At 33.7% G+C, this 13,503-nt stretch carries 10 protein-coding genes; 4 read left to right on the top strand and 6 right to left on the bottom strand.

Annotated features, from left to right (window positions below):
* Positions 1 to 62 precede the first annotated feature (62 nt).
* The 3 genes from H603_RS0112180 to H603_RS0112170 all read left to right on the top strand — a co-directional run bounded on the left by H603_RS0112180 (position 63) and on the right by H603_RS0112170 (position 2,601).
* Positions 63 to 521 carry an RNA methyltransferase gene (locus H603_RS0112180; protein WP_026708873.1) on the top strand — a complete coding sequence of 153 codons (459 nt, stop codon included), beginning with the start codon at positions 63 to 65 and terminating at the stop codon, positions 519 to 521.
* A gap of 99 nt (positions 522 to 620) precedes the next feature.
* A complete protein-coding gene (locus H603_RS0112175; protein ID WP_026708872.1) occupies positions 621 to 809 on the top strand; it encodes a hypothetical protein in 189 nt (62 codons plus the stop codon).
* Positions 810 to 1,134: 325 nt separating this feature from the next.
* Complete coding sequence (locus H603_RS0112170; protein WP_026708871.1) at positions 1,135 to 2,601, top strand: hypothetical protein; 1,467 nt, start codon at positions 1,135 to 1,137, stop codon at positions 2,599 to 2,601.
* Positions 2,602 to 2,716: 115 nt separating this feature from the next.
* Here H603_RS0112170 and H603_RS0112165 read toward each other — a convergent pair whose 3' ends face one another.
* Both H603_RS0112165 and H603_RS0112160 read right to left on the bottom strand, forming a co-directional pair.
* Positions 2,717 to 3,544, bottom strand: a complete 828-nt coding sequence (locus tag H603_RS0112165; RefSeq protein WP_026708870.1) for a mechanosensitive ion channel family protein — start codon at positions 3,542 to 3,544, stop codon at positions 2,717 to 2,719.
* 245 nt (positions 3,545 to 3,789) lie between these two features.
* On the bottom strand, positions 3,790 to 6,204 hold the full coding sequence (locus H603_RS0112160; RefSeq protein WP_026708869.1) for an efflux RND transporter permease subunit: 2,415 nt from the start codon (positions 6,202 to 6,204) through the stop codon (positions 3,790 to 3,792).
* A 203-nt stretch (positions 6,205 to 6,407) separates the two neighbouring features.
* Between H603_RS0112160 and H603_RS0112155 the strand changes: the two genes are divergently transcribed.
* Positions 6,408 to 8,684 carry a cation:proton antiporter domain-containing protein gene (locus H603_RS0112155; protein WP_026708868.1) on the top strand — a complete coding sequence of 759 codons (2,277 nt, stop codon included), beginning with the start codon at positions 6,408 to 6,410 and terminating at the stop codon, positions 8,682 to 8,684.
* 2 nt (positions 8,685 to 8,686) lie between these two features.
* On the opposite strand, the gene H603_RS0112150 is transcribed toward H603_RS0112155, so the two are convergent.
* The 4 genes from H603_RS0112150 to H603_RS0112135 form a co-directional block, all read right to left on the bottom strand.
* Positions 8,687 to 11,185, bottom strand: a complete 2,499-nt coding sequence (locus tag H603_RS0112150) for a DUF5686 family protein (protein ID WP_026708867.1) — start codon at positions 11,183 to 11,185, stop codon at positions 8,687 to 8,689.
* 117 nt (positions 11,186 to 11,302) lie between these two features.
* Positions 11,303 to 11,866 (bottom strand): ribosome recycling factor, encoded by a 564-nt coding sequence (frr, locus tag H603_RS0112145; protein ID WP_026708866.1) that lies wholly within the window; start codon positions 11,864 to 11,866, stop codon positions 11,303 to 11,305.
* Between the two features lie 36 nt (positions 11,867 to 11,902).
* Positions 11,903 to 12,610, bottom strand: a complete 708-nt coding sequence (gene pyrH, locus H603_RS0112140; RefSeq protein ID WP_026708865.1) for a UMP kinase — start codon at positions 12,608 to 12,610, stop codon at positions 11,903 to 11,905.
* A gap of 68 nt (positions 12,611 to 12,678) precedes the next feature.
* Positions 12,679 to 13,458: a patatin-like phospholipase family protein gene (locus H603_RS0112135; RefSeq protein WP_026708864.1), complete on the bottom strand. Its 780-nt coding sequence runs from the start codon at positions 13,456 to 13,458 to the stop codon at positions 12,679 to 12,681.
* Positions 13,459 to 13,503: the final 45 nt, after the last annotated feature.

Below are 13,503 nucleotides of genomic sequence, written 5' to 3'. Positions count from 1 at the left end.
TAGGCAAAACAATTCAAACTAATAAATTTGACAAACAACATCACAGTTTGTATTTTTGCCAGATGAATGACAATTTTATAACCGAGTATTTCGGGATAGGCATACAAAATGGGAAAACCCCTGAAAATTTAGGCGTTTTATGGCGCACGGCTCAAAACTTGGGCGCCAGCTATATTTTTACGATTGGGAACCGCTATGCAAAGCAGTCTAGTGATACTCATAATGCAGTAAAATCAATTCCGTATTTTCATTACGAAACCTTTGAAGATTTCTATAAAAATTTGCCCAAAGGTGCGCGCTTAGTTGGGGTGGAACTTGATGATAGTGCAGTAGATTTAGAAACCTTCGAACATCCACGTCGTTGTGTTTATCTTTTAGGTGCCGAAGATAACGGGCTCTCAAAAAAAGCAATCGAAAAATGCCATTATTTGGTAAAATTCAAATCAGAGAAAAGTTTGAATGTTTCTGTAGCAGGAAGTATTGTACTCTATGATCGCGGACTTAACAAACCTAGGTCTTAAATATAACCTAGGTTCTCAATAGGTAATGGCCATTAAAAAGCAGTTGTATGCGTTTACTTTTTTACTTGCTTTTGGCTCTTACATTGCGCAAACTAAATTTTGGAAACCGGCTGTGAATCTGTTCGTAGTTCAAAAAACTATTTTTATTGGAACAACTATCAAAAATTACACATCATGCTTTCGACTGATTTTGTGGCCTTAGATACAAAATCAAACTCCACTACTAAAGCAGCCTGCCTTAAAAAATTCCCAGAGGTCAATCAATTAGTAGGTAACTACAAAGATTGAACAGACATTGTTGCTAGCATGAAAGCCTACATGAATTTGACACTACAGCTCAATGTATTCCCCACTCATTATATTATTAATAGGGAAGGAATTATTGTGAAAGTACTTTCTGATAGTCATACTTTAAAGGTGGCGCTGAGAAAAGTGAGTTTAATAGAGAAATATCGTAGTTAAAAACTTATTATTTGAAATAATAGCTTTTCTTTGAATGGTAATTTTAATTGGTAACTTGTTATTATCGTGAAGCTATTATAGAATCATTTATAGCTCTTAATTATTTTTATAAATAAGTTAAATTAGTATAATCAATTCAAAAAATAAAAAAATGAGAAAAGCGATTTTTGCAGCTGTAGCTGTATTAATTAGTTTAGGTGCTTTTGCACAAAAACTTAAAGTAGAGGATGGCGAAATTAAACTTGACGACAAAACGGTGGCGTTAATTGAGGGTAAGAAACCGTTATTTAAAATTTCAAATCTTGATAAGAGCTATACAGTAGATGTTGAGTTGAAATATCTAGCAGATTCTGGTTTTGGTAAGAGATGGATGGTTGTAAAGAGTGTAGTAACGGGCAAAACAAATGAAGTAGATTACAAGAAATTTAGTCCTCAAAATCAGGAGAAAAGTGCCGTTCAAGCTTTTTTAGATCAAAATTTTCTAACAGTAGCGGGTTTGGATTCTGCAGCAATAGAAACTTATATTAATGGAGAATCTACAGGCGTTTCTAAAAAAATCATGGATGAGCAGGGCGAAATTGCTAAAGAAAAAGCATACTTGGATAGTTTTCAAGTAAATATCGACGATGCAGGAACGATCTATAGTTTAATTGCTAAAAATGCTGATCCTAAAGATAAAAGAATAGGTTATGTAAAAATGGTTTCACCATCAACTAATGGAGAATTAGCCTATGAAATTAGAGATTTAGATAATTTTTTGGTTGCAGTTTGGTATGCAAAAAATGGGAGCCAGCCAGGTTATAATCAAACTTTTAATGAAGAAGTACTAACCTTTGATAAAAAAATTCTACCTGCAAAGTTTGATAAGAGCGGGAACTCAATAGGGTATAAAATGAGCAAAGACAAGACGCCAATTAATATTGTAAAAGCACTAGTAACTAATGGTTATGTTTTACAGCATCAAGCAGCTGCGAAGATTGAGGAAATGAAAGCAGAGAGAGTCGTTGCCTATGAAAATAAAGTTACCGATGAAAAAAATGCATCTAAAAACATCTACGAGCAAAACGGTTATGTTATTGATGAAAAAGGTGAGAAAAGGGAAGGGCCAATAACAGCTGAATTTGAAGGGATAAAAGCAGAATCATCTAGCGGAATTGCGGACATGACTGCGTATGGTAAAACTGTAATTTTAAAATACACCAATGCAAAAGGACGTAGCAAACTTGAGGTCTTTAAGTCTAAAAATAACATCCGTTTTTGCATTGATAATGCAGGTAAAGAGGACTGTTATTTAGGATTAAAAACGATTGGAAATACTATGGCAGCCGCTGGGAGTCTTAATTCACTAAGTTTAGATTTCTCTAGCTTTTATAAAGTTTTATATGAAAATGAGGGTTATATGGTCTTAGTTGATCCGCTAGAACCTTCAGATTTTGTTATCAAAATACCTTCACAAGAGAAAGGGTTGTATACTAACAAATCTAGTGCAGATAAATTAAAAAAGAATGCTACTTCATATTTAGAATGTGATTCATTTGTTTTCGAAAATTATGATTTTAAAACTCTTGAAGGATTAACAAAAGTAGTAGAGGATTACAAAAGCAGTTGTGCTAAATAAATGGTATAGTTAACATTAGAATAAAAAAGAGGCTATTTAGAATTTTTTCTAAATAGCCTCTTTTTACATTTATAAAATAAGTAACAAAATTTAATTTATCTGTATTATTGTGTGTCTACTGCTTTTGAACATGAACATCCATTTGTGGAAACGGAATATTCAAGTTATAATCTGGGAATCGTGTATATACTTTTTCGTTCATTTCAAAGAATACAGCCCAATAATCAGGACTGTCTACCCATCCTTTTACAGCAAAATTTACTGAACTATCTGCTAATTCAGATAGACCTAAGAAAGGGGCAGGATCTTTTAAAATTCGAGTATCTTCAGAGATAAATTGGTTTATTGCAGTTTTAAAACTTTCGACATCATCTCCATAAGCAATTCCGAATGTCCAATCTACTCTACGTAGTGGCTCAGCAGAATAATTAATTAAGGCACCTGTAGATAAAGGACCGTTAGGGATGATTACTAATTTTTTATCGGGAGTATTTAAATAGGTCGAGAAAATATTTATTTCTTTTACGGTTCCGGAAAATCCTTGTGCTTCAATAAAATCCCCAATTTTAAAAGGCTTTAATATTAAAATCACGACACCTCCAGCAAAATTTTGAAGCGTTCCTGAAAGGGCTAAACCTACAGCCAAACCTGCAGCTCCAATAATTGCTACAAACGATGTCATTTCGATTCCAATCATTCCCATCACGGTTATCGCTAACAAAGCTTTAAGAACGATATTTGTTATGCTTTTCAAGAAAGGAATTAGCGAGGAATCAATAGATGATTTTGCTAATGATTTGCCCACAGTCTTAGTGATAAATTTAATCACCCATAAACCGACAAATAAGACTACTATTCCTCCTAATAATTTAGGGGCGTATTCGATTCCGAAATTGATTATTCTATTTAAGTAATCGTCTACAACTACAACTTGTTCCTTCATTTAAATTTATTTAATTTTCTACTCATTTGGCTTTTCGAATACGCCTTGTTTTTTATAGTGGTGGCTAAACTCCACAATTCTACATTTTAAAATCAAAAAAACAGCCTGAATAAGCTGTTTTTATCCTCAAAAAAGCGATTGATCCAAATATACGGCTTTATGTAGACTATGCAAAAAGAGCTCAAAAAAAATCCCGTCATTTACTAACGGGATTTTGTATTTAAATTGTATTTTGATTAATCAAATTAAAGTGGTTTCGTTAAATCATCTTCCTCTTTATTGTGTTGTAGAATATCAATTTTTGGTTCGATAAATTCTTGCTTATTAGCCAGTGATTTGTTTAATGTTAAGACTAAACAAGGCAGCAACATTAAGTTTGATAACATTCCGAATGCTAGCGTAATTGCGATTAAACCGCCTAGTGCCACCGTTCCTCCAAAATCAGACAACATGAATACAGAAAATCCTGCAAACAAGACTACCGAGGTGTAAAACATACTAATACCCGATTCTCTAATCGTAGCAAAAACCGATTTTTTAATTTTCCAATTATTGTGAGCTAGCTCTTGACGGTATTGTGCCAAAAAGTGAATGGTATCATCTACAGATAAACCAAAGGCAATACTGAAAACCAATATAGTCGAAGGTTTTAAAGGTATCCCAAAGTATCCCATTAAACCTGCGGTAATCATCAACGGAAGTAAATTAGGTATCAGTGAAACGACCACCATTTTGAAAGAGCGAAACATAAAAACCATTAAAAGCGAAATCAATAAGACTGCGAATAATAATGAACTCACCAAGTTATCAAGCAAGTATTGTGTACCTTTTTCAAACACCAGTGCTTTACCCGTCATGACGACATCGTAGCGATCTTTAGGGAAAACTTTATTAGCTTTCTCCCATAATTTATCTTCAATTTTAGCCATGTTTCCAGTCCCAATATCACGCATGAAAGTTGTGATGCGAGCTACTTGCCCCGTGCTATCCACATAACTTTTCATGATATTGTTCTTGCTGTTCTTACTTGCATTTTTAGCATAACTTAAAATGAAACTTTGCTCTTGAGAGGTTGGTAATTCATAATAATTAGGATTCCCATTGTAATATGCTTGCTTCGAATATTTAACCAAATTCAAAATCGAAATTGGTTTTGATAGCTCAGGAATTTCTTCGATCGTTTCTTGAAATTCGTCCATTTTTCTCAAAGTAGATAATTTCATTACTCCTTTTTTTCTTTTGGTGTCAACCGTAATTTCGAGAGGCATGATGCCCTCAAATTCATTTTCGAAAAAAACAATGTCTTTATAAAAACTAGTGTTTTTAGGCATGTCTTCAATTAAGCTTCCTGAAGTTTTTATTTTTAATGCTCCCAGGATGCTTACTAAAAATAAAAATATAGCCACGATATACACATAACGTCTGTTGTGTTTTACTGTTTTTTCGATCCAAGTTATAAAAACACGGGTGTAATTTCTATTGAGGTGTTCTAAATGTTTTGCTTTTGGAACAGGCTGGTAACTGTAATAAATTGGGATTACAATTAAGCATAAAAAGAATAACGAAATAATACTTAAAGAGGAGATAATTCCAAACTCTTTCAGTAATTCACTGCTAGTAATAATGAAAGTAGCAAAACCTGCAGCAGTAGTTAAATTAGTCATTAAAGTAGCTGTCCCTACCTTTGTAATTACACGTTGTAAAGCTTTGGCCTTATTTCCATGCGCACTATATTCTTGCTGGTATTTATTAGTTAAGAAAATGCAGTTGGGAATTCCTATAACAATAACTAGTGTAGGAACTAGCGCTGTTAATACAGTAATTTGATAGTGGAATAAACCTAATAATCCGAAGGTCCACATTACTCCAATGATTACAATTAAAATAGCAATCAAAGTCGCTCTAAAAGATCTAAAGAAGAAAAAGAATATTAGCGAAGTCAATAACAGCGAAGCCCCAATAAATAAGCTAATTTCGTTCAAGATACTCATTGCGTTCAAAGTACGAATGTATGGCATTCCAGAAACTCTTAAGTCGATTCCAGTTTCTTTTTCGAATGCTTCAATTTTAGGGATAAAATCACTCACAATGTAATCCTTACGATGCGCAGTGTTCACAATCTTTTTATCAAGATAAATTGCAGATCGTATGCTTCCGTTTTTTTTGTTAAAAAGCAAACCTTCATAAAAAGGCATGTTCTGGAAAAGGTCTTTTTTTATGCTTTGAAGATAATTTTTATCGGTAGTTTTTTGAACATCGACAAAGGGAACTAATTCGAAGGTTTGTAATGAATCATTTTTTTTCAACTGCTTCAAGTCGTTGATAGAAACCACAAGATCGACTTCTTTTTGCGCCTTAATCTCGGACATTAATTTGTTCCAAGCAGCAAATGATTTAGGAGTAAAAAAAGCATCGTCTTTAACACCTACAACGATGAGGTTCCCTTCCTCTCCAAATTTGTCTAAAAACGCATTGTATTCTTTATTGACATTGTTGTCGTCAGGAAGTAAGTTTGCCTCAGTAAAAGAAAACTGTATATTTTTCCATTGAAGACCTAAGAAAATAGTAATTATTAATATTACACAAAGTATCGCTAGTCTATTTTTAAGTACAATTCGGGCGATAAACTCCCAGAATCCTACTTTCAATCTCTTTTTCATAAATGTTTAAAAATGGATGCAAATGTAGTAATTACAAGTGCAAAAGCCTTGATATATACTGTTTTTTTTATGATGACAGCTTTGTGTAATAGCCCTTTTTTAAGGTAGTTTTCAGGCGATTAAAAATAATTATTGAGCGTGTAAAACGTATTGTAGAATTTTACATCTTTGTGTGATTTTTGTAACCTAGATCTTTGCATAAAATGGATTTAAAAAAATATAAAAACAGCTTGTTCTACCTTGGAGTAACAGGAGGATTTAGCGCTCTTATTTACTGGATTGTAAAAAAGGGGAAGGCATTAGAAAATGTCAATGAGTTGGCAGTTTCTACTTCAAGTCAAAACTCTTGGTATGACTTTATCGATTCAATGCAGCATAATTTTAAAGATCCCTTAGCAATATTATTGGCTCAAATAGTTACCATTATTTTGGTTGCTCGTTTGTTTGGATGGATTTTTAAAAAAATTGGGCAGCCCACAGTTATTGGAGAAATCATTGCAGGTATTGTTCTAGGACCATCCTTGGTAGGAATGTACTTTCCTGAGTTTTCAGCAGCATTATTCCCGGTAGAATCTTTAGGTAACTTAAAGTTCTTGAGCCAAATAGGTTTGATTCTTTTCATGTTTGTTATTGGGATGGAATTAGATATCAAAGTGCTTAAAAATAAAGCTAGCGAAGCGGTTGTGATTAGCCACGCCAGCATTGTGTTTCCGTTTGCCTTAGGAATCGGACTTTCTTATTTTGTATACAATAAATTTGCACCTGCAGGCGTAGAGTTTTTGTCTTTTAGTTTGTTTATGGGGATTGCGATGAGTATCACTGCTTTTCCTGTTCTAGCGCGCATCGTACAAGAGCGAGGTATTCATAAAACAAAACTTGGGGCAATTGTTATTACCTGCGCTGCCGCAGATGATATCACGGCATGGTGTTTACTAGCTGTAGTTATTGCCATTGTAAAAGCAGGAGATTTTGTGGGTTCGCTCTATGTGATTTCCTTAGCAGTAGTCTACGTATTGGCGATGATTTTTATTGTCAAACCGTTTTTAAAAAGAATTGGAGATTTGTATGGATCAAAAGACAGCATAGGTAAACCAGTAATGGCGATATTCTTTCTGTTTTTAATCCTATCTTCTTATGCTACAGAAGTAATTGGAATTCACGCACTTTTTGGGGCTTTCATGATGGGAGCAATCATGCCTGATGTAACTAAATTCAGAATGATTTTTATCGAAAAAGTGGAAGACGTTGCCGTTATTTTATTACTACCATTGTTCTTCGTTTTCACGGGTTTGAAAACAGAAGTAGGTTTGATAAACGACAGTTACTTAATGAAAGTCACCGGAGCAATTATCCTTGTTGCTGTAGTGGGTAAATTTTTGGGAAGTGCTATTGCTGCACGTTTTGTAGGTCAAAACTGGAAGGATAGTTTGACTATAGGAGCTTTGATGAATACAAGAGGTTTAATGGAGTTGATTGTGTTAAACATTGGTTTAGAACTAAAGGTTTTAACGCCTGAAGTTTTTACAATGATGGTGATCATGGCTTTAGTGACTACTTTTATGACAGGTCCAGCTTTAGACTTAATCGATTACCTATTTAAAAGTAAAAGTGAGGCCGAAGAAGTTGAAGAAATTCAGGATAACAAATACCGTATTTTAGTTTCTTTTGGTAATAATGAAAAGGGTAAAGCTCTGTTGCGTTTAGCTAATAGCTTGACCAAAAAACAAAAAGCAAGTTCTAGTATTACGGCATTGCATCTTTCTGTAAGTGATGAGTTGCACGCCTTTAATGCTAGGGAAGAGGAGAAAGACAGCTTCGAACCAATATTCAAAGAGTCCCAACAATTAAATGTCAAAATCGATACTATTTTTAAAGTAACAAATGACATAGAGACAGAAATTGCAGACGTTGCTAATCAAGGCGAATATGATTTATTACTTGTTGGGTTAGGTAAGTCGATTTTTCAAGGAACAATTTTAGGAAAGTTAATTGGTTTCACTACTCGAATAATTAATCCTGACCGTTTAATTGATAAATTTACAGGAAAAGAGGGTTTGTTTGAGAATTCGCCTTTTGACGAAAGAACAAGGCAAATCGTAGCCAAAACAAAACTGCCTTTAGGAATTTTAATTGACAATGATTTCCAAAATAACGATTATGTTTTCATTCCAATATTCAAATCAGAAGATGCGTTTTTAATTGATTATGCTCAAAAATTAATCAATAACAACAATTCTAAAATAGTGATTTTAGATATCAACAATCACGTTCAAAATAATTTTGTATTACAAAGTGCTGTTGCTTCACTTGAAGCCCAACATGCAGATAACATTGCCGTACTATTAGGAAAAGAAGTGGCTATCGCTTTCCTTGAGCAACAAGATTTAATGCTTATAAGTTTAGAAAGTTGGAAGTCGTTACTAGATTCAGATGCTGACTGGTTGATAAAAGTACCATCAGTATTGATTATCAAACCGTAATATTACAAACCAAGTTTTAAAACAAAACTCAATTTGATGGCTAAGTTGTCTTCAAATTTAGGCAATTGATTGGGGCCATAGCGATAAAAAGCGGTAAGTCCCAATCCATTGAATATTTGGTTTAATTCAATTCCTGATTCAAAGTAACCGTCGTTTAGTGTTTTGTAATTAATTCCTGAATGCTGTTCTGGTTTTTGTAGATCTCCCCATCCCATTCTTGAAACTAATACTAGAGCTGGTTTTACTTTTCGAAGAATCTTCACACGGTTAAAGCTGTGTTTAAACTGAAAATATACAAATTCGCTTGAAAAGAATTCATTGAAATACATGGTTTCAAAACTGTTTTTTGAAGCGAATGTAATGCGTTGGATTACGCTTTCTTTTGTAATGTTATTAGGCGAAGTATTGTATAAATGTGTCAACGGAATATCTCCATTGGCATAGCCTCCCTCAAATAATAAATTTGTTTTTTGCCCATTTAAGTACTTCTTTTCATACTCTGTCTTAAATTCAATTTTGCTAAAGTTAAAGTCATTATCAAGTGCGTCAGTCAACGATTTTGTAAATTGAAAAGTAAATTTAGGATATCTTTTCTCAGATTCTATTCGGCCATCCGGTGTTTGCATGTAATCACTAAACGGACTCCACTGTAATGAAATCATTGCTGTGGTCATGTGGTATTGTGAATAATTTTGACCATTCAAAATATATTGATAGTTGAATTTTGGTTCGATTAACGATTGGTCTAAAGTCAAAATTGCCTCTGTTTTTGGAATTACTTTTGTTTCTAAATATGCTTTCCAACTCACATAATTATAAAAAGTACTGATATTTATAGGTCTTGGATCATATAATTTAAAAGGCTTTTTTTCTACTGCGTAAGAAGTACTTGCAATCTCTTTTACATCATCAGTATAAGCAAATCCCAGCCAGGAATTAGACGTTCTGTCTACCTGTGCAGCAGCTCCTATATTGTATTTAAAGTCGTTATCTTTTGTTCCATAGGCAACGTGACCGCTAATTCTAAAATCTCTTAAAAAGCGTTCGTTTGTAACCCCACCAAATCCTAAGCGGAACCCTTCGTAGTTGTTGTAGCTAAAAAGTTTTCTTAAATCCATATCAAAAAAACCAAGCGGCAAGTACCCGTTGATTACTTTTCGCCCAAAGCGCAAACGACTCGCGATATTTCGTTTAATTGCAATGCTGTCTAGCGCTAAGTATGTTTTTTGACTTCTAATATCAAGACTGTCTTTGCGGTATTGTTGCCAGAAAGATTCCGGTTTATGAATCGCCTCTTCTTTTAAATCTACGGCTATAAATTCATGGTCAAACTGAGTAGGTGTGTTATATTTTACATCAAAATTGGTGCTCTCAGAATAGAGATAAGTATAGTCAGATGCGGTTCTTTTTCTAGGTTTAAAATTCTCCTCGACATCACCATCAAATTGTATCGTTCCACCTAATATTTTTATATCATCATCATTTTTACCCTTTACAATTTTAAATGTTTTGCTACTAGGGAACCAAATATTTTCGGCTTCAATGTATTCAAATTCGTGCGTTCCGCTTATATCTAATACGCCTTTTATATGCATTACTGCTTTCGCTATAGCGTAATTTTGTTGGTCAATATATATGACACCTTCCAGACCTTTGGCTCTGCTTTCTTTCTTGTTTTTAAAATAAATCATAAAAGATTTTCGACCGTTAATAGCAACAGTGTCTAGAATTTTATAGTTGTAATCTATAAGTGCATTATCAGCAATTGGGCTTTTATATTTTGTTTCGAATAATTCGTAGTTCCTATCATAAATAGAAAACGACTGTAAGTTAAAAGCTAGTACTTCATAAATAGGTCGCTTAAATCCCGCCATTTTTGTGCCTAAAATAGATTCCTTCAACGCTTTATTGTTGTATTGGAATTGCGAAACTTTTTCTGTTTGAAATAAATGGTGTTTGCTTACCATTTCCTTAATCTTGTAGCTTGACGAATCTACCTTTTTGAATTTTCTACCGCTGTTCCTTTCGACAAAAACAGAATCAATACTGCTAGAAATTGAGTCGGCAGGGGCGCTAACGATGAGTTTGTTATACGATTTAAATTCAAATGATTTGAGTTTCTCTTGTGGATTGTTCTTGTATTTATTAGCAATCGCTTTGTTGATAATTGCTAAGGCAGGATTAACATTAGGAGCCAAAACGTACTTTGCATTATCTTCTTTTGGAAACAAGAAGATAGCGTAATGATTGATATTTTTTACAAGCTTAACAGTATTTTTATAATACCCTAAATAGGAAAAATTTAATGCAGATATAGCAGTTTTTGATGCGATGTCAAATCTTCCGTCTACATCAGTAACAGAGTTAATTCCTTCCGGTGTACTGATGCTTGCGTAGGAAAGGGGCTTGTTAGTGAGCGATTCTCTAACGGTTCCACTAATGTGAAATTGCGCTTGTAGCGAAAGCGTTAAAAAAAAGAACAATACACACAACTGCTTCATATAGCGTTTTATTTCAAAGGAGTAGTACCCACATTTTGTGCTGCAAAAATAATAATAAAAAATCCGTTCTGTTATAGATAAGCAGAACGGATTTTTATGTTTGATAGTATGTAATACTTATACTTTCATAATTTCAGCCTCTTTCACTACAAGTAGTTCTTCGGCTTTTTTAATGAAACTATTGGTTAGATTTTGAACTTCTTCTTCAGCACTTTTACAAATGTCTTCTGATGTTCCGTCTTTCTCTAATTTTTTGATTTCAGTATTGGCATCTTTACGTGCGTTTCTAATACCAATTTTTGCATCTTCAGACTCTACTTTAGCTTGTTTTGCTAAGTCACGTCTTCTATCTTCTGTCAATGGCGGAACGCTGATGATAATTAAATCCCCGTTATTCATAGGGTTAAAACCAATATTTGCCACCATAATTGCTTTCTCAATTGTTTGCAACATGTTTTTTTCAAACGGTTGTAATGTAATTGTTCTAGCATCAGGAACACTAATTTTTGCTACTTGAGATAATGGAGTAGACGATCCGTAATAATCAACAAACACGCTTCCTAACATGGCAGGAGATGCTTTTCCAGCACGAATGTTTGTAAATTCTTTTTCTAAGTGAGCAATAGAACCTGTCATAGATTCTTTAGTACTGTCTAATATAAATTCAATTTCTTCAGTCATTTTTGTCTCTTTTTAATTTCTGCTTTTGCAGTAGCGTTATATGTTTACTACAGTTCCTATATTGTCACCTTCACATATTTTTACAAGATTTCCTCTCTTGTTCATGTCAAATATAACGATAGGAAGTTTATTTTCTTGACTCAATGTAAATGCGGTGGTATCCATTACATTTAATCCTTTTTTAAGAACGTCTTCAAACGAAATGGTATCAAATTTAAGTGCTGCTGCATTTTTCTCAGGATCTGAATCATACACACCATCTACTCTCGTTCCTTTTAAGATCACATCAGCATTGATTTCTACTCCACGTAAAACCGCTGCAGTATCTGTTGTAAAATAAGGGTTTCCTGTACCTGCACCAAAAATTACAATTCTTCCTTTTTCAAGGTGACGAACAGCTCTTCTTTTAATATATGGTTCAGCAATTGCTTCAATTTTTAAAGCAGTTTGCAAACGAGTTAGCATTCCTTTATCTTCAAGTGCGCCTTGTAAAGCCATACCGTTAATAATGGTTGCTAGCATTCCCATGTAGTCACCTTGTACTCTATCCATACCATTGCTGGCACCTGCAACACCTCTAAAAATATTTCCACCACCTATAACAATTGCGATTTCTATTCCTTTATCGTGAATCTGTTTGATTTCTTCGGCATATTCAGCTAATCTCACGGGGTCAATTCCGTATTGTCTGTCGCCCATTAAAGCCTCGCCACTTAATTTTAGAAGAATTCTTTTATATTTCATGTGTATGTTGAGTTGATTTGTGCAAATATAGTCATATTCTTTTTTTTTGAAATAGTGTCTTTCAAATTTTATAAATTAAGTTTCTCATAAGATTCTTTGGCAGAGTTGTATCCTATTTGAAAAATTGTTTCCATTTTAAGTTTATTCATTTCAAATGTGCTGAACTTCGTCAGTTCTTTGGGTTCGATTACCCAATCACAAATATTGAATTTTTGTAAATCAGAATTTGCTGAAAGAATATCAAAGGCACGTGTAGTAACAGATCTAATCGAATTGAGATCTTTTGCTTCTATCTTTTGAATAGGACTCACATAAATACCTATTATCGTTTCGCATTGACCTTGCAAAACATCCGTGGGAAAATGATTTAGAATACCACCATCACTAAAAGGTTCGCCATCAATTTCAAAAGGAGAAATAATACCCGGAAATGCAGACGACGCTAAAATGGCATCAATAATTTTTGTTTCTGGTTCGAATATTTTTAATCTTCCGCGCACCATATCAGTGGCTGTAATTTGCATCGGGATTTTTAAATCGCTCAATTGCGCATCTCCAAAAATAGATTCAAAATGTATTTTGAAAGATTCAGAATCAATAATACCGGCTTTTCTAAAAGTGAAATGCCTCCAATGAAATAAATAAATTGATTTAAAAAAATCTAGAATTTCTTCAGGTGTTTTTCCCCAAGCGTATAATGCACCAACAATTGAACCTGAGCTTGTACCCGCAATTCTACTTGGAATAATATTTACTTCTTCTAAATATTTCATCGCACCTGCATGTGCTAATCCTTTGGTACCGCCGCCAGATAAGACTAGCCCAATTGATTTTGTGTCTAAATTCATTCCTATGTAATTTGAAAGTTATAAAATTACGCTTTTTGATTATGA

It is taken from the genome of Flavobacterium frigidarium DSM 17623, assembly GCF_000425505.1.
Classification (GTDB): Bacteria; Bacteroidota; Bacteroidia; order Flavobacteriales; family Flavobacteriaceae; genus Flavobacterium; species Flavobacterium frigidarium.
This window is presented reverse-complemented; position numbering and strand designations above follow the sequence as displayed.

Bases quoted from the DNA above. Each gene is read 5' to 3' on its own strand.
- H603_RS0112180 (WP_026708873.1), top strand. From the start codon at position 63: ATGAATGACAATTTTATAACCGAGTATTTCGGGATAGGCATACAAAAT.
- frr (WP_026708866.1), bottom strand. From the start codon at position 11,866: ATGACTGAAGAAATTGAATTTATATTAGACAGTACTAAAGAATCTATG.
- pyrH (WP_026708865.1), bottom strand. From the start codon at position 12,610: ATGAAATATAAAAGAATTCTTCTAAAATTAAGTGGCGAGGCTTTAATG.
- H603_RS0112150 (WP_026708867.1), bottom strand. From the start codon at position 11,185: ATGAAGCAGTTGTGTGTATTGTTCTTTTTTTTAACGCTTTCGCTACAA.
- H603_RS0112165 (WP_026708870.1), bottom strand. From the start codon at position 3,544: ATGAAGGAACAAGTTGTAGTTGTAGACGATTACTTAAATAGAATAATC.
- H603_RS0112170 (WP_026708871.1), top strand. From the start codon at position 1,135: ATGAGAAAAGCGATTTTTGCAGCTGTAGCTGTATTAATTAGTTTAGGT.
- H603_RS0112135 (WP_026708864.1), bottom strand. From the start codon at position 13,458: ATGAATTTAGACACAAAATCAATTGGGCTAGTCTTATCTGGCGGCGGT.
- H603_RS0112160 (WP_026708869.1), bottom strand. From the start codon at position 6,204: ATGAAAAAGAGATTGAAAGTAGGATTCTGGGAGTTTATCGCCCGAATT.
- H603_RS0112155 (WP_026708868.1), top strand. From the start codon at position 6,408: ATGGATTTAAAAAAATATAAAAACAGCTTGTTCTACCTTGGAGTAACA.